Genomic DNA, 23,984 nt, shown 5'->3' with positions numbered 1-23,984 from the left:
TTCAGCTTCAAAATATAACACAAAAACGTCCCGGCGAATTACGAAGAATTTGCCAGGACGTCAGTCGGATCGGGAGCTACGGTAATACTACCAGCCCGGGTTTTGCTTTAGGGCCGGGTTCAGGTCCAGTACCGACTGCGGAATGGGCCACAACTGTTTGTACTCCGCCGGCTCCGGAGCGCCGGGCCATACGGCGGTCTGCTTTTCCAGGCTCGACATCACTTCCACCGCCCGTTCGGTACGGATCAGGTCGCCCTTGCGGTGCCCCTCAAAGGCGAGTTCGAGGTAGCGTTCTTCAAGTACGGCATCGATGAATTCTTCCAGCGGCATGGCCGTGGTGTAGGGGACCAATACCTTGTTGGGATCCGCATCGCCGCGGGCGCGAGCGCGTACCAGGTTGATGGCGTTTACGGCTTCCTGGGTCACGGTTCCGTTGGCGCGGGCATCCGCCTCGGCGAATCCGAGCAGCACGTTGGCGTAGCGAATGTAGGGGTAGTCGAAGGGCGTATCGTTGCCCCAGTTGTTGGGGTTGGGCTTCTGCCACTTCCAGGGCTTCCACTGGTTGGGTCCCTCGGTGCTGTCGCCCTCCATCACCCGGGGGGCCGGAGCGTAAGCGACACTTACCCGACGGCGCAGGTCTTCGCGTTCGAAGGTATTTTCCAGTTTGGTCGCCAACCAGGCGGTACCCCAGCCGGCTCCCTCTTCGAGCCTGCCCGCGGGTCCCATAAAGGTGCCGAGGTTGGAGTTCTGGGTGCCGTCGATGTTTACGCCGGGGCCGTCGTGCTGGACCACCCAGACCATCTCGTCGTTGAGCTCGTTTTCGTAGTCGAACACTTGCTGAAAGTCTTCGAGCAGGGCGTACTGGTTACTGGCGATCACCGCTCCGAATTGGCTGGCGGCATCCGCGTATTTTTCGGTTTGCTTCAGGGGCCAGCCGCCCATTTGCAGGTAAACCTTCCCGAGCAAAGCCTGGGCGGCACCTTTGGAAATTCGGCTCACGTTACTGGCCGGCTCCAGTACGGCGATGGCTTCGGTCAGATCCTTCACGACCTGGGCGTAAATCTCCCCGGGTTCCGCCTGGGTGAATTCCAGGTTTTCCAGATTTTCCCGCTCCTCGAGGACCAGGGGGACGCGGTTGTAGAGGCGCACGAGGTTAAAGTAGAAACTGGCCCGGAGTGCTTTGGCCTGTGCCAGCACATCGGCCCTCACCTCATCGCTGATCTGATCTTCTCCCATCATGCCGACCCGGTTCAGTACCGTATTGATGCGGTTGATCTCTTCGTAGTGGCGTTGGTATACCGTCTCGATCACGTCAAGGGTGGGATTGAAGTTCCACAGGAAGAGGGATAGGCGTCCGGCCGGCGCCCACGGTGGGATGATGATTTCGTCCGTGCCGTGGAGGCCCCACAGCAGGGCTACGCCCGCATCACCTCCGACGTATCCCTGGACGCGCATTTGTCCGGCATAGAGGCCCGCCAGCGCGATCTGGGCGTCGTTGGCATTGCGGTAAAAGTTGGTGGGCGCCAGGAAGTTGCTTGGTTGTTCCGTCAGCAGGTCATCGTTGCACGAAGACAGGGTGAACAGGAGGGGGAGCAACAGCAACCACGAAAATCGTATGGTATTTCGCATGATTATTCTTATTGGGAGCTCCCCCCGCCGGGGCGGGGGGGAGCGGTGGTTCAAAGTGGGTTAGAAAGTGACCGATATGCCTCCGCGGAAGGTGCGTTCGCGCGGGTAGCTGTCGGCATCCACGCCGGGGGTCAGTTGGTTGTTTCCTACGCTGACCTCGGGGTCGTAGCCGGAGTAGTTGCTGATGAGGAAAGCGTTGTCGATGGCCAGGTACACCCGGGCGGCGGTGCTCGTCAGGAAGCCGCGGGGGAGGCGGTAGCCCAACGTCACATTGGACAGGCGGATGAAGGAGCCATCCTCGATGTAAATGCTCAGGTTCTCCCGGTTCACGCCACCGTCGCCGAAGCCCCAGATGCCGGGGAAGTCGGTGTCGGGCGCGTCGGGGCGCCAGCGGTCGCGGACGATGCCGAACTTGTTCAGGGTAGGAATGGCAGTTGCGGTGCCCTTTTCCAGGTTGTTGTTGTAAGTCTCGTTGCCGACGGAGAACTGGAAGAGGAAGTTCAGGTCGAAGTTCTTGTAGCGGAAATCATTGGTCAGTCCACCGAACCAGTCGGGCTGGGAGGTACCGAGGATGGTGCGGTCGTTCTCGTCGACCACGCCATCGGGGATGAGTACCCGATTGCCGTCTTCGTCCACTCCCGCGATGTCACGGAGCTTGATCATGCCGGGGCGGTACTGACCCACACTGGCGCGGGTCTGTACGCCTTCGCGCAGCTCAAAGAAGTTTTCCCAGTAGTCGCCTCCTTCGCCGCGCACCAGGGCTTCGGCTTCCGCAGGGGAGAGGCCGTCGAAGATCGGAAAGTCGGCGTAGTTGTACACGCCCTCCACCTCGAAGCCGTAAAAGCTGCCGATGGGTTCGCCCACCCGGACGATGAAGTCGTTCTGGTTGGAGCCGGGTCCGGTGGCAAGAATGAAGGCGGCATCACCGATGTCCTTTACCTCATTGCGGTTGCGGGAGATGTTGAAGCGGGTGCTCCAGGTGAAGTCGCCGCGGTCGACCGGCGTGGTATTGAGGGAGAGCTCAATGCCCTTGTTCTCGATCTCGCCGAAGTTCTGCAGGGCGGAGGTGAAGCCGGTTTCGGGAGGGAGCGGCCGGGCCAGTAGGAGGTCGCTGGTCGTCTTGACGTAGTAGTCGAAGTCGAAGGTGATGCGGTTGTCCAGCAGGCCGAGCTCGAAGCCGATGTCGGTCTGGGCGGTCGTTTCCCAGGTGAGGTCGCTGTTGCCCAGGCGATTGACCCGCGCGCCGGACACCAGGCTGCCGTCAAGAATGACACGGGAGGCTTCGTAGGCGGCCAGCGACTGGTAGTTGCCGATGGAGTTGTTGCCGGAAACGCCGTAGGTGGCCCGGAGCTTCAGGTTGCTGATCACGGGATTGTCCACCAGGAAGGGTTCCTGGCTCACGCGCCAGCTTACGGCGGCGGAGGGGAAGAAACCCCATTTTTTACCTTCGGCAAACTTACTGGAACCATCGGCGCGACCACTGACCGTGAAGAGGTACTTGTCGGCCAGGGTGTAGTTGATCCGACCGAGCCACGAGCGCAGGCCGTCCGCGCCGCGGTCGGACTGGGTGGGCAGCGTGAGGGCCGCCGAGGACAGGTTGTCGATGTCGACGCCGGGCAGGGCGAAATCCTGAGACTGTGTCCGCAGGGAGCGTCCTTCGCCGCCCTGCTGGGTGAATCCGGCCACGGCGTTGATGCCGTGGATGCCGAATTTATTTCGGTAGGAAACCGTGTTCTCGTTCAGCCAGCCGGCGCTGCGGTTGAGGCTGGTGAACGCCACGCCGCCAAGGGAGCGCGACCAGCCGAAATCGCTGGGGTAGACACCCTCGCTGTTCACATTGTAGAAGCGCCCTCCGAAGGTGGATTTGACGCTCAGGTGGTCGCTGAAGTGGTACTCCAGGTAGGTGTTGGCGAAGCCGTTGATCTGGGTAGAGAAGTTGTGGGTCTTCTCGATCCGGGTCTCGGGGTTGCTGGCGTCTCCATCGCGGATGCTGATGAGCAGTCCATCCTCGTCGTACTCGGCTTCCGCGTAGCGGATGCGGCCCTGCACTTGCGGGAAGAGGTTGATCTGGGTCAGTACGCTGGCCCGCGCGCTGCTCCCGACACTGGCACTGGCGGTGATGGGGCCGCCCCGGTCGATGAAGCCGGCGTTGAGGTTGATGCCCGCGTAGAGGTTGTTGGCCAGTTCCTGACTGACGTTCAGGTTTGCGGTGTAGCGCTTAAAGTAGGAGCCCTCCAGGATGCCCTGGTCGTCGGCGTAGCTGAAGGAAGCACTGTAGCGGGTGCGCTCGCTGCCCCCGTTAATGCTCAGGCTATGACGCATGGTGGAGGATTTGCGAATCACCCGGTCCTGCCAGTTTACCACGAACAGGTCGCTGTCGCCCAGGTCGAGGTCGTTGCCGAAGTCGTCGCGGTAGGCGAGGTCGCGGCGTTCGAAGGTATTGCCGTAGTTGTAGGGGAAATATTCGTTCCAGAAGTCGACGTATTCCTGGGGCGTAAGCAGGTCGATGTTCCGGGCCAGGGTGCCGATGCCGTAGGAGCCGGAATAGGTGAGTTGGGCGCGCCCTTCCTTTCCTTTTTTGGTCGTGATGAGCACCACTCCGTTTGCCCCGCGGCTACCGTAGATGGCCGTAGAGGAGGCGTCCTTGAGGATTTCGATGGATTCGATGTCTTCCGGGTTGATGGAGGAAAGGGGGCTTTCCAACTGGGCTCCGGGACCGGCTCCCGTACCCTGAGCGTCACCGATCAGCGGGAAACCGTCGACTACGTACAGCGGATCGTTGGTGGCGTTGATGGAGGTGCCGCCCCGGATGCGGATCTTTGCGGCAGCTCCCGGTCCTCCCTGGGAGGTAACGACCTGCACGCCAGCCGCCTGGGCCGCGAGTCCCTTTTCGAAGTTGATGGATTGCACGCGGGTCAGGTCTTCATTTTTGACCGTCGTGACCGAGCCCGTCAGGTCGTTCTTGTTCACGTAGCCGTAGCCGACGACGACGACTTCCTCAAGGGTTTCGGCATCGGTGGCAAGCTCTACGTCGATCACGGTACGGTTGTTGACCCCAACGTTCTGACTCTCGTAGCCGGTGTAGGTAAACAGCAGGGTAGCGCTGCCGTCGGGTACCGTAATGGTGTAGCTGCCGTCCAGGTCCGTTACCGTTCCCGTATTCAGGTCATTGGCCACGCGTACAGTTACGCCGATGAGCGGTCCTTCGTCGGCCGAAGTCACGGTACCGCTTACGGTAAGGCCGCCCTGTGCAGTTGCCGTGAGGCTAAACCCGGCGGCGAGCAGCAGCAAGAATAAGTGTAAACAGGTTCTATGCATGATCAAGTGTTTTAGGGCAAGCGGGCTGTTCGCAGCGGTACCTAACCGATTGCCATATGCAGTAGTGAGCCGGGGAATGAACCGGGTGACAACAAAAGTGCAACCCACCGTAGCGGATGACGGCTACGCATGATTCTATCGCTAACACATATGTTTAATCTGCCGAAAGGCCAGTAAATACGGGCATTCAGCAGAGGAAAATCCCCAATTAATTCTCGAAAAATCAGGGATTCAGCAGTCGGTACTAGTATTCTTCAATGAGGGAAAGCGCGGCTCCCACGCTCTGCACCGGCCGCAGGCACAGGCGATCGAGGCAGACGTAGACGTAGGTGTCGCCGGGAACCAACTTATCCTTCAGCAACGATAAAGTGCCCTCCGCTTCACCACCCAGAAACAGCACGTGCGGCAGGTACCGTCGCGCCAGCCCCTCCCGGATCGATGCCGCCCGCTCTCCCACGATGGCCACTTCCAGGGTAGGGTAGGTGAGGTCGTGGTACAGTCTGCCCCAGTTGGCAAAGCCAGTCAACCCCCGTTCGCTTAGGTCAGGCAGTACGCCGTGGAGCATCGTGCTACCCCGTTCCGACATGGCTGGGTCGCCGGTCAGGGTACCGAGTTGGAAGAGTACGCGGGCCATTACGGAATTGCCGGCGGGGATCACGCGGTCGTAGATGGGGATGTTCTCACTTACCAGGGCAGCATCCAGGGAAGAGGTGTAGCGATAAAATCCGCGCTCCGTATCGTAGAAATGGGCGTCGGCGTAGTCCACCAGTCCGGCGGCCCGTTCCAACCATTTTTCATCGAAGGTCACTTGGTAGAGGTCGATGAAGGCCGCGGCGAGCAGGGCGTAATCGTCGAGAAAGCCGTTGATGCCGCTCTTGCCGTCCTTGTAGTTACGGTAGAGCCGGTTGTCCTCCTGCAGGGCCGTTTCGGTCAGGAATTCGGCGGTGCGAACGGCCCGGTCGCGGTAAGCCGGCTCCTCCAGGGCGGCATAGGCCGCGCAGAGGCCGGAGATGGCCAGGGCGTTCCAGGCGGTGAGCACTTTGTCGTCCACGTCGGGTTGTGTCCGGGCATTGCGGGCACGGAGGAGTTGTTGCTTTGCTTCACGGAAATTTACGGCACCCGCGGCCCCGCCCCCCTGCTCGTACAGAATGTTGGTCCCCTCCCAGTTACCGGCTTCGGTCACGGAATAGTGGCGGGAAAAGGCCTTGGCCACGCTTTTGTCCTGAAGCACGGAGTCGATCTGCCGGCGCGTCCAGACGTAGGTTTTGCCCTCCTCGCCGTCGGTGTCTGCATTGAGGGAGGAGTAGAAGCCGCCGTCGAGATCGGAAAGGGAGGTGTTGAGAAAGTCGGCGGTTTCGCGCACTACCTCGGCGTAACGCGGCCGGCCGGTGACCTGGTAGGTGTGGGCGTAGAGCGACAGCAACTGGGCGTTGTCGTACAGCATTTTTTCGAAGTGGGGCACCCGCCACTCCACATCGGTCGAGTAACGGGAAAACCCTCCCGCAAGCTGATCGTAAATGCCCCCGGCGGCCATTGCGTCGAGGGTGGTGGTGACGGCTGCGAGGACGGTAGAATCCTGACTGTGGTAAAACTGGGTAAGCAGGTATTCGTGGACGATGGGCATCGGAAACTTAGGTGCCTCCCGGAGTCCGCCCCACTGTAAGTCGATCTGACCAATGAGGTTAACCGTGAGCGAGTCCAGCAGGTCGGTGGAGAGCTCCTGATCCGTCGGCGGCGCGGGGTCGAAAGCATTGACGCGTGCCAGTTCGCCCGTGAGTTCGCGGGCGTAGGTATCGAGTTGTGCCGGATCGGTTTGTTTGAGCTGGGTGAAGTGATCCAGAATTTTGAGCCACTGTTCGCGGGGAAAGTAGGTGCCGGCCCAGATCGGCTTGCCGTCGGGTAGGGCGATCACATTGAGGGGCCAGCCGCAGCCGCCCTGGCTCGACAGCTGACAGGCGGTCATGTACACGTCGTCGATGTCGGGGCGCTCCTCCCGGTCGACCTTGATGCTCACGTAATTGTCGTTCATGACCCGGGCTACCGTCGTGTCTTCGAAGCTCTCCTCCTCCATGACGTGGCACCAGTGGCAGGCCGCGTAGCCGATGCTGACGACCAGTAACTTGTCATCAGTGGCTGCTTTATCGAGGGCCTCGTCGCCCCAGGGGTACCAGTCTACGGGATTGCCGGCGTGCTGCAGCAGATAGGGGCTCCGCTCGTCGGCGAGGTGGTTCTGCTTGCTGCCGCCGGGATTGGTCTGACAGCCGCAGAGGGAAAGGAGGCAAATAGCAAAGTAAAGACGGGCGCACATAGGGCGAAAGGTATGGTGCCACCGCCACTCCACCTACTGTCGTGCGTAGATGACCGGCATCAACCCATTGCGGGCGATGACCAGCGCCGGTTGACCCTGAATGTTGAGGCTCGGCACACCGCGTACCTCTCCGTACAGCCACAATCCGCTTTCGTGGGGTGCTACGGTTGCCTGTGGCCCGTCGGGGCCTCCGAGAAGGATGCTGCCGTAGCCGGCGTCGTTGCGGGTGGTTTCTACTTCGGCGTGGAGGAGGTTGCCGGCCAGTAGGAAGTCTGGATAGGCGTCACCGTTGTAATCGAGCGGAACGATCGAGTTGATGCTGCTGATCTGGGTACTGGCCGGCAATTGGTGGACTTGGAACCGGCCCGAACCATCGTTTTCGAACCACTGGTGGCTGAAGTCACTGGCCACGTAGTGGAGGGAGGTTTCTAGCGCTTCGCCGTAGATGTCCCGAAGGTCCGCATCCGCAAAGGCGGAGTAGGTGGTGAACCGCTTGGAAATGGCCGGTATCTGTTGGGCCGAACACTCCCGGCCCCGCAGGGGCAGCTGGGTGGATCCGTCTGATTTGCTCAGCACGATGTCTTCCCGGCCGTTGCCATCGAAGTCGTTGGCGTACACTTCAAAGGAGTGGGTGTCGTCGGCCCGGTACTTGTAGTTCTGACCGAGGTTGCCGGCGAGCAAGTCGATGTCGCCGTCCTGATCGACGTCGGCCGCGGTCAGGGCGTAGTACCAACCCGTCCGGTCGGGTGCGGCGGGTCGGGCCTCGAAACTGCCGTCTGCTCGCTGTAGGTATACGGTTACCGCTGTCCATTCACCGGCGGTGAGGAGGTCCGGGCGGCCGTCCCCGTCGACATCGGCCCAGGTAGCGGAGGTGATCATTCCGGCGGCGGATAGTGCCGGACACCGTTGGGCAGTGACGTCCCGAAACCGGGGGGCATCCACCGTTCCTCCCTCATTGAGCAGCAGGTGGCTTGTAGGAGAGTGGGGGTAACGGCCGGGAACGAGGCGCCCGCCCACGAACAGATCGAGGTCGCCGTCCCCGTCAAAATCAGTCGCCGCGACCGCCTGACCGCTCACCACAAGATCGGGTAGAGCAGCGGGTGCCGCGACCAGCCCACCGGGGGTGTTGACGTAAAGCCGATCCTGCAGGGTAGCGGCCGATTGCTGGCGGTCGTTGCCTCCATGGACGACGTAGAGGTCGTCGTCGCCATCTCCGTCGGCGTCAAAGAACAGGGCACCGGTGACCTCCAGTTCGGCGTCCGCGAATTGGTAGCTCGGCCCCGCCGACTCAAATTTTCCGTCTATCGTCTGGAGGTACAGTTGTGAGTTTTGCCTGCGCGCTCCCCCGCAGAAAAGATCGTCCAGGCCATCGCCATTCACATCTCCCACGGCCATGCCCGGCCCGAGGCGGGAGTACCGGTGGGGGAGGAGGGGCTGGTACTGAAATTCATCGAAGTCGTCCTCCTGGTGCCGAAAATCGAGTCCGGTCAGGGAGGTAATGTCGGCGAAGGGCGGCGGGGGTGGTGCTACTTGATTCTCCACGATCCGATCGTCGGCGTAGGACACTGTGATGGTTTGGTTTGCGGATTGTGGACCAATTTGACTGCTGCTACCATCCCGCCACCGCACGACGATACTATCCACGGTCGGTCGATCGCCCAGGCCGAAGTGCAGTTCTCGCGGTTGGGCCGAGAAGTAGCCACGGGTGAGGGTAAGCTCGGCGGTTTGCACGGTATCGCCGGTAAAGACCTGTACCCTGGCGTTGAGTGCCAGGGGGTCGGAGGGTGGTCCGGTAAGGGAAACTTTCAGGTAGTTGGACGTCACCTCGTTGCGGTAGATGCCGGCCGGAGCGTCCATGTTGTTGAGCACCAGGTCGAGGTCGCCGTCGTTGTCGAGGTCCGCGGCGACAACCCCCTGGGAGAAGCCCGGCTGGTCGAGCCCCCACTGCGTTTGCACCTGCTCGAAGGGGGCGGGTACGGTGCCCGGGTTGCGGAAACAGAAGTTGGCGATGGGTCGGCTGGGCAGGAGGCGGTAGTCGCGGTCCGCGGAGCCTCCGAAGAAGTTGCCGGAGCGAAAACTGGCGTTCACGTCATTGTTGTTGACGTCGCGTTTGATGCCGTTGGTGATAAAAAGATCGCGGTAGCCGTCGTTGTCCAGATCGGCCAGTAGGGTTCCCCAGCTCCAGTCGGTCGCAGCCACACCGCTCAGTTGGGCCACGTCGGAGAAGCGGGCGCGGCCGTCCACACCGTTGCCCCGATTAAGTTGCAGGGTATTCTGCATGTACTGGTAGTGGAAACCAAGCTCTACCCCCCGGTAAAAGGCTTCTGGCCGCATGCTGGCCATATTGGTCTTCGCGCGTCGGTAATCGGCGGCCGTCATGTCGAGCTGCACGAGATCGGCACGGCCGTCATTGTTCAGGTCGCCCGCGTCGATGCCCATGCCGAACATAGAGGTGTGGGGGAAGCTTTCGGCTAGTTCCTCGCTGAAGGAGCCGTCTCCCCGGTTCACGAAAAAGTAGTCGGGGACGTTGAAGTCGTTGGAAATGTACAGGTCCGGCAGGCCGTCGCCGTTAAAATCCTGGGCCACCACCCCGAGCGCCAGACTGAAGCGCTGCAGGCCGGCCGCTTCCGTAACGTCGACGAAGGTGTCGCGACCGGTGTTGCGGTACAGGTGAATCGATTCTTCCGGGGCGTTGATCCGCATGCGGTCGCCGTAAAATTCGTTGCCCTGGGTGACCGGCACGTTGGCGTAGTTGGCGACCAGCAAATCCACCAGTCCGTCGCCGTCGTAGTCGAGAGCAGTAGCTTGCATGGAATGGCTTTCATCGGCTAGTCCGTACTCTGCGGCGGCCTCCCTAAAGGTGCCGTCGGTTTGATTAAGGTAAAGCCGATTTTGTCGGTTATCGCCCGGGCCGGCCGCGCACACGTACAGGTCCATCCACCCGTCGGCGTTGATGTCGAGGGTGGTTACCCCGGTAGCCCAGAGGTCCGATTCTTCCAATCCGGCCGTCGTGGTGATGTCCCCGAACGCGAAGTCGCCCAGGTTACGGTACATGCGGTTGCCAACCTGTGCTCCCGTGAAGAACAGGTCGGTGAGCCCGTCCCGGTCGAAGTCGGCCGCCGCCACGCCGTTGCCGAGAAAGAGGTAGGGGTAGGTGAAGTAGTTCAGGGAATCGCTCTCCGTGATCGTATTCGCAAAGTCGATGCCGCTGTCGGCAGCGGAAAGGTGGGTAAAACCGGAAATGCGCGCGGGCTGCGCGGAACGGTCGTTCCGGCAGCCCACCACGCTAAGACAAAGCAATAAGGGGAGTATACAGCGGTAGGCCATGCCTGAGTTATTCGTACCCGGGGTTGTGCTTGAAGTTGGGATTGTTGTTCAGTTCGCTGTCGGGAATGTCGAAGTACTCGCGTCCGGGACGGTAAGCCCCCGTACCACCGCTTTCCGACTTGATGCCCGGGCGGTCGACGATCAACTCCTTCACCAGGCCCCAGCGCAGGAGATCCTGGTAGCGGGTGCGCTCGATGGACAGCTCCTTGACGCGCTCGTCCATGATGTCCTGCATGGTGATGGACGTCAGGGCGGGCATATTCGCCCGGGCACGCACCTGATTGATGGCCGCCAGCGCTTCGGCGGTGGATCCGTTCAGATTGAACTCCGCCTCAGCGAAGAGAAGTAAAATATCGGCGTAGCGCAATACGCGGAAGTTGTTTCCCGAAAAGTGCCACCCCTGGGAAGCGGTGGTATAGCCGGCCTCCAGGTCGAGGTACTTCTTGTTGAATATGAAGTCGGAACCCGGAAATACCTCATCATACGTCTGCCCGCCGTAGATGGTAGGCCCCAGTTCCCGACCCTGGTAGGGCGTGGTTTCGTCGGTGTCGAAAAAGAGCGTAATGAAGGCCCGGGGATCGATGTGGCCGTCCACGGTCCGCTCGTCAAGGAAGAGGTCGAGGGCCCACTGATTGATACGCATGCCGTCCTGCCCGGTAAAGGCCGGTGGCGGCGCGATGTCCTGCATGTAACCGGCTCCCTTACCCGCGCCCGGAGCATCACCGCCCCAGCCGGAATTGCCGTCGGAAACGAGCTGGATCTCGAACAGCGACTCCTTATTGTTCTCCGACGCTTCCTCAAAATTGTCGGCGTAATCCGCCATGAGCTCGTACTGCCCGGAGTTCATCACCTTGAGCAGTTCCGGTTTGGCGTTCGCGTAGTCGAGCTGCGACATGTACACCCGGGCGAGGAGGCCGGTAGCGGCGCCGGAGGTAGCGCGACCCAGTTGATCGGCCGGCCACTGGACGGGAAGGGCGGTCTGGGCGGCCTTTAGGTCGGAAATGATGAGGTCGTATATCTGCTCCGGCGCTACCTGCGATACGGTGCGGGCCTCCTCCAGGTCGATGGGCTCGGTCACAAGCGGCAGGTTGAGGTAGGTCTGTACGAGCAGGAAGTAGTTGTAGGCTCGCAGAAAGCGGGCTTCCGCCAGGATGGCCGCCTTGTCCTGTTCGTTCATTTCGATGTCCGGGACGTAGGCCAGGATGGCGTTGGCGCGGGAAATAATTTTCCAGGCCGGACCCCACGTCCAGGCAACCATATTCTTATTGGATTCAGCGGCGAAGCGTCCCGGGTCGGTCCGCTCGGAGGTCGCAAAGCCGTTGACTAGGTCGTCCCGGTAGTCCGTCGCGAAGACGTTCATGCGGGTATAGTACCAAATGTCGGTGAACGGGCTATAGGCTCCGATGATGGCTTTGACGGCGTCGTCCGCGGTCTGGTAGAAAGAGTTTGGCGTGATCGCGCTCGGATTGGTCTGATCGAGCAGGTCCTCGTTACAGGAGGGAAGAAGGACCAGTCCGATCGTCGTAACCGCCGCCAGACCGAATTGGGAGAATCGTTGTATCGTGGTATGCATGTTAATTTTTTTAGAAGCCCAGTTGAAGACCGAACATGAAGGTGCGCGGCATGGGATAGGCGGATTCGTCGACGCCCGCGTTGAAAATATTGGTGCCGCCCCGGCTGTTACGGCCCGCCTCGGGGTAGTAGCCGGTGTAGTCCGTGATGGTGAACAGGTTCTGCACGTTCACGTAAGCCCGGACCTTCGAAAGGGCACCGGTGCCCGCCAGTAGGCTCTGCGGCAGGGTGTAGCCAATCTGTAGGTTACGCAGGCGGAAGTACGCCCCGTCTTCCAGGTAGAAATCAGAGGTGCGGCGGTTAAAGGCCTGATCGACCAGGGTGTTGCGGGGAACGCTGGAGCTGGGATTTTCGGGAGTCCAGGCATTCACGGCATCGGCGAGGTAGTTTCCTTCCGTATCGAAGTAACCCCGGTAAATATTAGCGTTCAGGATCTTGTTCCCGGCTACGCCGTTGAACAGGAGGGTAGCGTCGAAGGAGCGGTAGAAGAAGTTGGCGTTCAGTCCGTACTCGAACGTGGGGATCGGACTGCCGAGGTAGGTCTGATCGTCATCGGTCACCATCCCGTCGCCGTTGATGTCCCGGAACTTGAAGTCACCGGCCCGTGCGTCCGTTCGCCCGTCCTCGGCGGCTTCCGCGTCCGACTGGTATATACCCTCCACCTCGTATCCGTAGAAGGAGCCGATGGGCTGACCCACGTCCGTCAGCGTACTCCGTAGTCCGTTGGAGGTGAACTGTCCGCCGACGATGGGGTCTGAGGGCAGGTCGGTCACTTCGTTGTTCAGGATGGTGAAGTTGGCACCCAGGCTCCAGTTGAATTCGCCGGTGAATTTGCCGTAGTTGGCACCGAATTCGAATCCCTTGTTGCGGATGCTGGCGGCGTTGAAGGTCGGATCGTTATCGAAGCCGGTGAAGCGGGGAACGCTGAGCCGAACGAGAATATCGTTGGTGTTCTTAATGAAGTAATCCATGGTGACCGAGAGGCGACTGTCCAGCAGGGAGGCTTCCACGCCGAGGTCGGTTGTGGTAGTGGTTTCCCACTTAATGGCGTCGTTCACGCCCCGGGTGACGGAGTAACCCGTCTGTCGCACCTGGCCGCTTCCTAGGGGGTACTCGCTAAACAGGTTGAGCACGGGGTCGATCTCGTAGGCCTGGGTATTGTTGGAACCGATCTCGCCGTAGCTGAGGCGCAGCTTCAGGTCGTTGATCAATCCGTCGGAGTTAAAGAAGGATTCGTTCCCCACGTTCCAGCCGATGGCCACCGAAGGAAAAACGCCTGCGCGCAGGTCCTCGCGGAAGAGGGAGGAGGCATCGCGGCGCAGGGTGGCGGTCAGGAGGTAGCGATCGGCGTAGCTGTAGTTGACGCGGCCGAAGCTGGAAAGGAGGGCCGACTTAAACTCGAACGACGGCGCGGAAGCCAGGTTCTGAGCGGTCGATGCTACCCGAATGCTGTTGGAGGGGAAGTCACGGGCGATGATGCCCAGCGTCCGTCCCGACGACACCTGCCGGGTGTAGCCCGCCAACAGGTTAATGCGGTGGCGGCCGGCCAGCTCGCGGTCGTAGTTCAGGGTGTTCTCAATAATGGTGCTGGTGAAGTTGCTGTTGGTCTCATTGAGCTCGGCGAAGTTTTGTCGACCTACGGAAGTGGCGTTGAAGAAGAAGGTCGGCGTGAACCGGTAATTGTTGGTGTTCCCCTGGTCGAGACTCACGCTCAATTTATAGGTCAGCCCGTCGATCACCTCGAAGGAGGCGGCAACGTTGCCGAGGATGCCGTTGCTGGTGATGGTCCGGTCCTCCAGAATGGCCTGGGCGAGCGAATTGCGCATGTTACCCACCCCGTGGATGGCCGTAGAGCCGGTGGGGTCGGAGGTGGCCGCGTAGCCGCCGTCGAAGTCGGGATTGCGGAAGGCGGCGGTGGGCAGGATGTCCCGCTCGCTGTTGAAGTAGTTGTTGGGATTGTTCTCGGTGCGGGTGAGGCCGATGGATTCCTCCAGGCGGAAGCGACCCTTGGTGAAGGTGGAGTTGACCCGCACGTTGGCCTTGTTGTAGCTCGATTCCCGTACCACTCCGGTTTCGTCCAGGTAGTTGCCGGAGACGCTGAAGGTGAACATTTCGGATCCGCCGGAGAGCCGCAGTCCGGTATTGTAGATGGCACCGGTGCGCAGGCTCAGGTCCTGTATATCGGTATCCGTATTGGGGTCGAAATCGATGTCGTTGGCCGGCGACCGGTTGGTACCGTCGTTGTCGTTGGCCCGGTTGCGGATGAGGGCGTACTCGCTGGCGTTAGCCCAGTCGATCCGGTTGATGGACGACTGCACCCCGGCACTCAGGTCGGCTTCGATGGTCAGTCCTCCGTTGGGACTTCCCTTCTTGGTCGTCACGATCACCACCCCATTGGCGGCCCGCGAACCGTAGATGGCACTGGCCGATGCATCCTTCAGTACGGAGACCGATTCGATGTCGGCCGGGTTTAGGTTGTCCATACTGCCCGTCAGGATCCCGTCGATGACGTAAAGGGGCTGGGCGTTGGAAAGCGTTCCTGAGCCCCGGATAGTTACAAAAGCGCCAGCTCCCGGCGCGCCGCCGGCCGATTCGATCCGCACGCCGGCCATTCGTCCCTGTAGCGATTCGGTAGCGTTAGCGACGGGGAATTTGCCCAGTTCGGTACCGGACACCTGACTGACCGCACCCGTCAGGTCGCTTTTTTTCTGAGAGCCGTAGCCCACGACCACGACTTCGTCCAGTTGGTTGGCGTCGATATCCATGGTGACGCTTAGGTTGAGTTGATCACCAACGGGTACCTCCTGGGTCGCATAACCGATGTAGCTGAACACAAGAATGTCCTCCGGCTCGGCCTGCAGCGTGAAGGTTCCGTCCAGGTCCGTGACGGTACCGCTGGATGAGCCTTTCTTAAGGATACTGACCCCGATGAGCGGGCCGTCGGCATCCTCGACGGTGCCGGTGATGGTTTGGGACTGGGCGGATAAACCCGCGCCACCCAGCAGCGTAAAGAGGGTCAGGAATAGCCCGGATAGATAAGGGTGTTTCATATTGTAACCGATTTGAGTGTAATCAATTGATCGTAAGGTATCGGGATCGGCAAAGCGCCCCGGACATCCATCGGTTAATGTGTATCACAAATGGTTTTTATGAAAAGTAACTAGCAAACCCTCATTATCTGAACACTAAACGAACTTATTTAAGGAGGAACATGGTTCGCGTTAGGCCAGCAAATCCTTCACCACGTGTCCGTGTACGTCCGTCAGTCGGTACCGGCGCCCCTGGTGTTTGAAGGTCAGCCGTTCGTGGTCTACGCCGAACAGGTGCATGATGGTGGCGTGGAAGTCGTGGACGTGGACCGGGTCGCGCACAATGTTGTAGCTCAGGTCGTCCGTCTCGCCGTAGGTGAAGCCGGGCTTTACGCCACCGCCGGCCATCCACATCGTGAAGCAGCGAGGATGGTGGTCGCGACCGTAGTTGGTGGCCGTGAGCTTGCCCTGGCTGTAGACCGTGCGGCCGAACTCGCCGCCCCAGATGACGAGGGTGTCCTCGAGGAGGCCCCGTTGCTTCAGGTCCTTGATCAGCGCAGCCGAACCTTGGTCGGTGGCCTTGCACTGGTTCTTGATGCCGCCGGGAAGGTGGGTATGCTGATCCCAGCCGCGGTGGTAAAGTTGGACGTAGCGGACGTCTTTTTCCAGCAGCTTGCGGGCGAGGAGGCAGTTTGCAGCAAAGGTGCCGGGGTTGCGGCTGTCGGGGCCGTACATGTCGAAAATGTGGTCCGGCTCGTCGCTCATATCCGCGATCTCGGGTACGGAACTCTGCATCCGGTAGGCCATCTCGTACTGGCTCAGGCGGGCGTCGATCTCGGGGTCGCCGTAGGTGCTTTTTTGTACGTCGTTCAGCTCGTTCAGGTACCCCAGCATGCGGTGACGATCGGCGCCATCGTAGCCTTCGGGGTCATTGAGGTAGAGGACCGGGTCCTTGCCGGAGGTGAACTGCACGCCCTGGTGCTGGGTGGGCAGAAAGCCGTTGCCCCAGAGGCGGGCGTAGAGGGGCTGCCCTCCGGAGTTTTTAGACTGCAGGACCACGAAGGTGGGCAGGTTGTTGTTGAGCGAGCCGAGGCCGTAGCTCATCCACGATCCCATGCTCGGCCGACCGGGGAGCTGGTTGCCGGTATGAAAAAAGGTGATGGCGGGGTCGTGGTTGATCTGTTCGGTGTATAGGCTCTTCACGAAGCACAACTCGTCGACCACCTCGGCCGTATGCGGAAGTAACTCACTAACCCAGGCCCTGCTTTCGCCGTACTGCTTGAACTTATACAGGGAGGGCGCGATCGGCAGGCTCGTCTGGTCGGCGCTCATGCCGGTCAGCCGTTGTCCCTTGCGCACGGAGTCGGGAAGGTCCTGTCCGCGCATGGACTCCAGCTTCGGCTTGTAGTCGAAAGTTTCGAACTGCGACGGCCCGCCGCTCTGAAAGAGGAATACGATGCGTTTGGCCCGGGGCGCAAAGTGCGGAAGTCCGGGCAGTCCACCGAGCGGGTTATCGGCCTGGAAGGGTGTCTCGGCCTTCAGCAAATTGCCCAATGCCATCGCTCCGATACCGAGGGAAGAACGGGTGAGAAATTCGCGGCGGTCGAATTTTTGCTTTACGCCGAAGAGGTCTTGCAGGGCCATGAGATTATCGTTTTGTGATTGCGGCGTCGGAATTGATGATGACGCTGGCGAGTACCGCATCGGCGGCGAGTTGCAGCCGGTCGAGCGCCTCGTTCGGCTTGCTGTCTCCGGCAGTAAGCCAACCGGTGGCCTTAGCGGGGAAATCGAGGAATTTTTGGTGCTCGTTTTCGCGTACTTGCTCGAGCACGTTGAGTTCTTCCTCCACCGGTTGGCGGCCGCTCAGGCGGGTGAATACCGTTCTGATGGCCTGGGTAGGCTCGTTCGCTACGGTGATCTGTTCGCCGAGGGCGCGGGCCGCTTCCACGAATGCCGGATCGTTCATTAACACGAGTGCCTGGAGCGGGGTATTGGTTTTTTGCCGCCGCACGGTGCACTCGTCGCGGTTCGGCACGTCGAAGGTGGCCAGGGTGGGGTGGGGCACGGTTCGCTTCCAGAATACGTACAGGCTTCGGCGGTAGAGGTCGTCGCCCACGTCCTGCACGTACTCCGCGTTGTTCATTTTCCAGAGGCCTTCCGGTTGGTAGGGCTTTACGCTGGGTCCGCCGATCTTGGTGTTGAGCAGTCCGCTGGCGAAGAGTGCATTGTCGCGAATCATTTCGGCGGTCAGCCGTAGGGCCGGACCGCGGGCCAGCCAGACGTTTTCTACGTCGGCCAGTCGCTGCTCCTCCGGCGTCACCGAAGACTGGCGGTAGGTGCGCGACATTACGATGGTCTTCAGCAGGGCCTTGGTATCCCAGCCGTTTTCTTCGTACTCCACGGCCAGCCAGTCGAGCAGTTCGGGGTGGGTGGGCAGCTCGCCCTGGTTGCCGAAGTCCTCGGCGGTTTTGACCGGTCCGCGGCCGAAGAACTGCTGCCAGTAGCGGTTGACCGCCACCCGGGCGGTGAGGGGGTGGCCGGGGGCGAACATCCACTGGGCCAGTCCGAGCCGGTTTTTCGGTGCGTCCTCCGGCATCGGCAGCAGCCAGTCGGGCGTCCGAGTCTCTACCGGTTCGGCGGGTAGGTTGTATAATCCTTGGCTAAGAATGTACGCCTGCCGGGGCGTCTCCATTTCGGCCATGACCATGACCTCCTTCACGGGTTCCATCGAGTCGACCAGCGCCTCCCGGGTTTGCTGCAGTTCGGCGAGCGATGCACGGTAGGCGGGTATTTCCAGGGCGGTGTAGTACTGCATGAGTGCCTCCCGCTTAGTAGCATTCAGCTGCGCCGGAGTGGTGGCCAGTAGTCTATCAACCGCTGATTCATCGCCGAGCCGGAGTACCTCCAGAGCAGTCAGTTCGCGATCGTAGACCAGGATGTCGTCCACCGTCGCTCCGCCGATTCCCTTGCCGCGCCAGCGGGCACCGATCTGCAGTCCGGGCTCGATCGGCGCGGAGTAAATCGGGTCGGTCATGCTGTGGAAAATGATGTCCTTCGTGAGGTCGTCGTTCTTTACGGTGGTGGCGAGCTCCGCTCCGTTCAGGTAAAGCCGGTAGCCGGCGGCGGTGCTGCTGCCGTCGTAGGTGACGGTGAGTTGGAGCCATTCTTCCCGGGGTAGGTCGACTTTGGCGAATTCTACGATCGAGTTGCCGGGATTCGCGTGGGCCATCAGCAGTTGCAGTCCCGTAGAATCGAGGAAGAGGTGGTAGCCCCGCTCGGCGTGCAGCCGCGTGCCGTGGCCCTTGTGGAAGATCACTCCGGTCTTCAACTTTTCGGGCAGCTTTACGGAGAGGCCGATTGTAAATGGCTCGTCCCGCGAAAAAATTCCCACCGGATACAGGTCCAGCCAGGCATCGCCATTCATCTGTAGCCCCCTGCCGTTTTTCCCCTCCGCTAGTTCGGGAACCTCGTCGTTGGAGAACTGCCGGTCCATCTTACCGCGTTGGGCAGGATTAAGTGCATTCGCGAGGCGACTGTCCTCCAGCTTATAGTGGGCCCGTAGTCCCGGGGAAGGACGCAGGCGCCGGTAGCCGTGACTGGCGATCCACTGTTGCGCGCGTTCGGCGTTGCTGCTTGCGATTTGGTCTATCCGTTGTTCTTTTTCGCGCTCCAACTGCTTCAGGTAGGCAATGATGCTGTCCTGTCGCTCCGTCGGCAGCTCCAGGCGCGGCGAGGGCGTGGCACCGTCCCAGGGGATCAGGCCCGCCTCGTCGACGTTGTTAAAGAAGCTGTACATCTCGTAGTAATTGCGCTGCGAGATCGGGTCGAATTTGTGGTCGTGGCACTTCGCACACGCCAGGGTGAGCCCCAGCAGGCCGGTGCCCAGTACGTCGGTCCGGTCGGAAACGTAGGCACTCCGGAATTCCTCCTCGATGATTCCTCCCTCCAGGTTTTGCGGGTGCAGGCGGTTGAAACCCGTTGCTAATCGCTGCTCCCGGGTCGCGTTGGGCAGTAGGTCACCGGCCAGCTGCCAGGTTACGAAGGTATCGTAGGGCATATTCTGGTTCATCGCCTGAATCACCCAGTCGCGGTAGGGACTCATGTCGCGGAAGCGGTCTACGGTATATCCGTGGGTGTCGGCAAACCGCGCCAGGTCGAGCCACTGTACGGCCATGCGCTCGCCGTAGTGGGGAGAAGCCAGCAGTCGGTCGACCTGTTTTTCGTAAGCATCCGGAGAGGAATCCGCCTCGAAGGCCGCCGTTTCTTCCGGGGTGGGGGGCAGGCCGGTCAGGTCGAAGGAGAGCCGCCGCAGGAGCAGATCGCGGGGTGCCTCGGGGGCAAAGCCGAAGCCGTGTTCCTTTTGTTTGCGGCGTACGAACTGGTCGATCGGAGAGGCATTCCACTCGCTTTCGTCGGCGGTCGGGGCAGTCGGGCGGTTCGGCGCACTAAAGGCCCAGTGGTCGCGGTACTCGGCCCCCTGCTCGATCCACTTCACCAGAATGGCTTTTTCGCGGGCGGAAAGGGGAATATTGGCCTTCGCCTCCGGCATGATGATCTCCGGATCGTCCGACAGGATGCGGTGCACCAGTTCCGAGCTTCCGGGCTTGCCCGGTTTAATGGCCTTCGCGTAGGCCACTTCGGCAACATCGAGGCGCAGATCCGCGTAGCGGGTATTCTTATCCGGGCCGTGGCAGGCGAAGCACTTATCCGACAGCACCGGTTTGACGTGCAGGTTGTAATCCAGTACTTCCGGCAGTTCGGCGTAGGCCATCTCCACGTCGTCGGGTAGGGCGGGGCCGCAGGTGCAGAGCAACAGGGGAAGAGCAGCGAAACAGAGCAATCTCATCATGCCACTAAATTACGGGGCTCGACCGGGCTGCGTTGCCACGCGGAGCCAAAAGACTACTCCAAATGGTTTAGCTACTTTTTTTGCCAGACGCGGACGTACCTGACCCGCATTTCCCGGTCGGGCGGCCCGTCTCCCGGCAGGGTGCCGAACCAGTAGCGACGGCCTTTAGCCGTCACGCTGCCTACAATATTTTGCAGCCTGTCCGCGAGTAGCGACGGCCTTCAGCCGTCATGCAGCTTGTAACGCCCGGCAGCCTGTCCACTGAAGTGGACGCTACTGTAGCGACGGCCTTCAGCCGTCCTGCTGCTTATAACGCCCGGCAGCTTGTCCACTGAAGTAGACGCTACTGTGGCGACGGCCTTCAGCCGTCCCGCTGCTTGTCATATCCGGCAGCTTGTCCACTGAAGTGGACGCTACTACCACTTTACTACCGCTTTGATGACGCCGGTTTCCGGCTGCAGCCAGCCGTCGAAGTGATCGATCATGTCGGTGTAGGAGACGGAGTGGGTGATGAATTTATTGGTCGGAAATTTGCCGCTGGCGAGGCTTTCCTTTACCCAACGGAAGTCGTCGAAGGTGGCGTTGCGGCTACACATCAGGGTGGTTTCCTTGGCGTGGATCTTGGGGTGACTGAAGGTCAGGTCTCCCTTGCTGAGACCGACCAGCACGTAGCGGCCCCCGTGGCTCATGTAGTCGACGCCGCTTTCCAGGGCGCGTTGGGCACCGGTGGCGTCGAAGACCGCCGTCGCCAGGTCGCCGCCGGTCACTTCTGTTACCGCTGCGACCGGGTCTTCGAGCACACTGAAGGCGTGGTCGACCCCGATCTCGTCGCGGACGAAGTCGAGACGTTGCTGATTGGTGTCGAGGGCGATCACGGTGCAGCCGACCAGCTTGGCCAGGGCCATCATTCCGATGCCGATCGGGCCGCAGCCGACGACGACGATGGTTTCTCCCTGTTTCACGGCGGCCCGCCGCAGGGCGTGGGCACCGATCGCGAGCGGTTCGACGATGGCGATCTCGTCGTGGCTCAGGTTGCCGGCGGGAATCAGAATATCGGAGGGTACCGTGAGGTATTCCTGCATACCGCCGTCGGTGTGTACGCCCAGTACCTGGATGTTCTGGCAGCAATTGGTTTTACCCATGTGGCAGGCGACGCACTTGCTACAACTTAGGTAGGGCATGATGATGACCCGGTCGCCGGCGGTGAGCCCTTGGGGGTTCTCACCGATCTGGACAACCTCCGCCGAAAGCTCGTGACCCAGAATGCGCGGGTACGTAAAGAAGGCTTGGTTGCCGGAGTAGGCGTGCAGGTCGGTACCGCAGATACCTACGCGGTGAATCTTCAGCAGCGCCTCCCCGCTTTTTGCAGTGGGTTCGGGACGGTCGCCCAGCTCGAAGCGGCCGGGTTCCTGGCAAACGATGTACTTCATGGCTTGCAAGAAAAGACATTGCACCCGCGTCCCCGCCCAAAAAACGGCCGTCCGACCATACGTGGCACGCTTTTGTACCACAGTGATACGGCCTGCCCCATCCTAACGGCTACCTTGCTGGAGTTACCCACTAAGCTACTTTATGCCCTCCCGAAGATCGTTTGTACAGACCGGAATGACGCTGGCCACCGCGCTTGTCACCGCTCCCGCCTTCGCCATCGGAGGAAAATACCCTAAGCGAACTGCAAGCATGGAAGAAATTATCGGACACGGAGACTACCGCTACCGCGTACACCGCGACTGGGCGAAGATCAATCCCTTCACCACCTTCATCGACAACTGCCACGAAATGGTGACGGACAGCAAGGGACGGCTGATCATGATCGGCGACGACCCGCGCAATAACATCCTGGTGTTCGATAAGTCAGGGGAAGTGGTCGATTCCTGGGGTACGTACTGGCCCGGCGGTCATGGCCTGACGCTGGTCGACGAGGGGGGCGAGGATATGCTGTACGTCAGCGAAAGCGGCTGGATGCGGAGCCGCGACGACGGGCGGACCATGATCCGACAGAACGGCTACGTCGCTAAAATGACGGTGGACGGGCGGCTCGTTTTTAGCATAGGTCATCCGCAGGGAATTGGAGAGTACGAGCCGGGAATGCCCTTTCAACCGACGGAAACGGCCGTAGCGCCCAACGGGGACATCTACGTTGCCGACGGCTACGGCTCCGACTACATTCTGCAGTACGACCAGCAGGGAAGGTTCATCCGCAAATTCGGCGGACACGAGAATGCCGACAAGAACTACAACCTGCACAACGCCCACGGTATAGCCGTCGATACCCGCGACCCCGCCGGTCCGCGCCTGCTCGTGACCAGCCGCTCGACGAAGGAGTATAAGTACTTCACCCTCGACGGAAAGTGGATCAAGACGGTGGACCTGGCCAATCTGCAAATTTGCCGTCCCGTCATTCGTGGGCAGAATGTCTACGCCGGCGTCTGTTGGAGCCACGACTTCAGTGAGGGGGGGGAGCAGCCCTGGTTGCGGCAGACCGGCTTCACTATGGTGATGGACCGCGACGATCGCGTTGTTTCCTGTCCCGGAGGAGAACAACCCGTCTACGAAAATGAGAAACTGCAACGGGTGGCCCAGGACACCGCCCGAACCTTCTATAATGGCCATGACGTGTGTGTGGATGCGGACGAAAACGTCTACGTCTGCCAGTGGAATGCCCACCGTACGCCCCCCGTAAAACTCGAACGGGTGTAAAATTTTCCGTCGGTCTCCTGGCCGGCGTGATCCTGAAAATCAAAATCAATTTGCCATGCTATACCGTATCCTTCCCCTCTTCCTTCTTCTATCCTCCTGTCAGAGTATGCAACAGACTGACCCACCCAGCACAACTGAAATTAGCCAGGACGACATCGATTTTCTCGGCATCACCGATCCGGAACACCTCAGCGCGGCCAGCAAGCGTGCCCTGCAGTGGCCGAAGGAAAGTCGCAGCAACGAATGGTTCCTGGAGTTTAAAACAATGGACCTGAAGGGCGATCTCGCCTACGAGGAGGGGGTGGTGCGCCGCGACCCCAGCGCGGTGATCAAGGTTGGCGATACTTACTACGTATGGTACTCCCGCAGTACGGGCCCGACGCAGGGATTCGGAGGGGATATAGATAAGGACAAGGTCTTCCCCTGGGACCGCTGCGACATCTGGTACGCGACCAGCAAGGACGGATGGACCTGGGAGGAACAGGGCATGGCTGTCGGTCGCGGTGAGCCGGGCGCTTACGACGATCGCTCCGTCTTTACGGTCGAATGCCTGCCCCACGATGGGAAATATTACCTCACCTACCAGACCGTAAAGTCGCCCTACAACGTGCGGGTAAAGAATCAGGTCGGCCTGGCCTGGTCGGAAAGTCCCGACGGTCCGTGGACGAAGTTGGACGAGCCGATCCTGAGTCCAGCCGACAATGGCATCTGGAAGGGCGAGGAACAGAATCGCTTCGCCGTGGAGAAGAAGGGAGACTTTGACAGCCATAAGGTGCACGACCCGTGCCTGATGGCCTACAACGGCAAATTCTACCTCTACTACAAGGGTGAGCAAATGGGAGAGGCCATCACCTTCGGCGGTCGCCAGATTCGGCACGGGGTTGCCATTGCCGACGATCCGCTGGGCCCCTACGTCAAGTCGCCCTACAATCCCATCAGCAACAGCGGTCACGAAATTTGCGTCTGGCACTACAATGGGGGAATCGCTTCCCTGATCACCACTGACGGATTCGAAAAGAACACGATTCAGTGGGCGCCCGATGGCATCAACTTTGAGATCATGAGTGCCATTCCCGGAGCGCCCCACGCCATCGGCCTGGTTCGCTCAAACCAGAGTGAGGAAGATCCCATCAAGATCATGGAGTGGGGGCTGACCCACCAGTACGCAAACGGCGATTACCAGTACATCCGCCGCTTTGAGGGACAACGGAAGGAGCAGCACGTAGCGAAGGGGGAGGCCGGGAAGTAGCAG

The 23,984-nt window shown here is 60.6% G+C and carries 11 protein-coding genes; 2 read left to right on the top strand and 9 right to left on the bottom strand.

The annotated features are described in order from the left end of the window. Positions 1-87: 87 nt before the first annotated feature. The 9 genes from GGR28_RS06140 to GGR28_RS06100 all read right to left on the bottom strand — a co-directional run bounded on the left by GGR28_RS06140 (position 88) and on the right by GGR28_RS06100 (position 21,462). The gene (locus GGR28_RS06140; RefSeq protein ID WP_183494863.1) at positions 88-1,629 is read right to left on the bottom strand and encodes a RagB/SusD family nutrient uptake outer membrane protein; all 1,542 of its coding nucleotides are present in this window, start codon (positions 1,627-1,629) and stop codon (positions 88-90) included. 60 nt (positions 1,630-1,689) lie between these two features. Next, complete coding sequence (locus GGR28_RS06135; protein ID WP_183494862.1) at positions 1,690-4,947, bottom strand: SusC/RagA family TonB-linked outer membrane protein; 3,258 nt, start codon at positions 4,945-4,947, stop codon at positions 1,690-1,692. A gap of 244 nt (positions 4,948-5,191) precedes the next feature. Next, positions 5,192-7,255 (bottom strand): thioredoxin domain-containing protein, encoded by a 2,064-nt coding sequence (locus tag GGR28_RS06130; protein ID WP_183494861.1) that lies wholly within the window; start codon positions 7,253-7,255, stop codon positions 5,192-5,194. A 33-nt stretch (positions 7,256-7,288) separates the two neighbouring features. Beyond that, positions 7,289-10,555 carry a VCBS repeat-containing protein gene (locus GGR28_RS06125; protein ID WP_221233814.1) on the bottom strand — a complete coding sequence of 1,089 codons (3,267 nt, stop codon included), beginning with the start codon at positions 10,553-10,555 and terminating at the stop codon, positions 7,289-7,291. Positions 10,556-10,589: 34 nt separating this feature from the next. Beyond that, positions 10,590-12,155, bottom strand: coding sequence for a RagB/SusD family nutrient uptake outer membrane protein (locus tag GGR28_RS06120; protein ID WP_183494859.1), 1,566 nt, complete (start codon positions 12,153-12,155; stop codon positions 10,590-10,592). Between the two features lie 10 nt (positions 12,156-12,165). Continuing rightward, positions 12,166-15,204 carry a SusC/RagA family TonB-linked outer membrane protein gene (locus tag GGR28_RS06115; RefSeq protein WP_183494858.1) on the bottom strand — a complete coding sequence of 1,013 codons (3,039 nt, stop codon included), beginning with the start codon at positions 15,202-15,204 and terminating at the stop codon, positions 12,166-12,168. Between the two features lie 171 nt (positions 15,205-15,375). Further along, on the bottom strand, positions 15,376-16,827 hold the full coding sequence (locus GGR28_RS06110) for a DUF1501 domain-containing protein (RefSeq protein ID WP_183494857.1): 1,452 nt from the start codon (positions 16,825-16,827) through the stop codon (positions 15,376-15,378). Between the two features lie 4 nt (positions 16,828-16,831). Further along, on the bottom strand, positions 16,832-20,032 hold the full coding sequence (locus tag GGR28_RS06105) for a DUF1553 domain-containing protein (RefSeq protein WP_183494856.1): 3,201 nt from the start codon (positions 20,030-20,032) through the stop codon (positions 16,832-16,834). Positions 20,033-20,448: 416 nt separating this feature from the next. Next, on the bottom strand, positions 20,449-21,462 hold the full coding sequence (locus tag GGR28_RS06100; RefSeq protein ID WP_183494855.1) for a zinc-binding alcohol dehydrogenase family protein: 1,014 nt from the start codon (positions 21,460-21,462) through the stop codon (positions 20,449-20,451). Positions 21,463-21,604: 142 nt separating this feature from the next. On the opposite strand from GGR28_RS06100, the gene GGR28_RS06095 reads away from it, so the two are divergent. Then, positions 21,605-22,732 carry an NHL repeat-containing protein gene (locus GGR28_RS06095; RefSeq protein ID WP_183494854.1) on the top strand — a complete coding sequence of 376 codons (1,128 nt, stop codon included), beginning with the start codon at positions 21,605-21,607 and terminating at the stop codon, positions 22,730-22,732. Positions 22,733-22,838: 106 nt separating this feature from the next. Next, positions 22,839-23,981, top strand: a complete 1,143-nt coding sequence (locus tag GGR28_RS06090; RefSeq protein ID WP_406603757.1) for a glycoside hydrolase family 117 protein — start codon at positions 22,839-22,841, stop codon at positions 23,979-23,981. Positions 23,982-23,984: the final 3 nt, after the last annotated feature.

The sequence above is a fragment of the Neolewinella aquimaris genome (assembly GCF_014197245.1).
In the GTDB taxonomy this organism is placed as follows: Bacteria; Bacteroidota; Bacteroidia; order Chitinophagales; family Saprospiraceae; genus Neolewinella; species Neolewinella aquimaris.
This window is presented reverse-complemented; position numbering and strand designations above follow the sequence as displayed.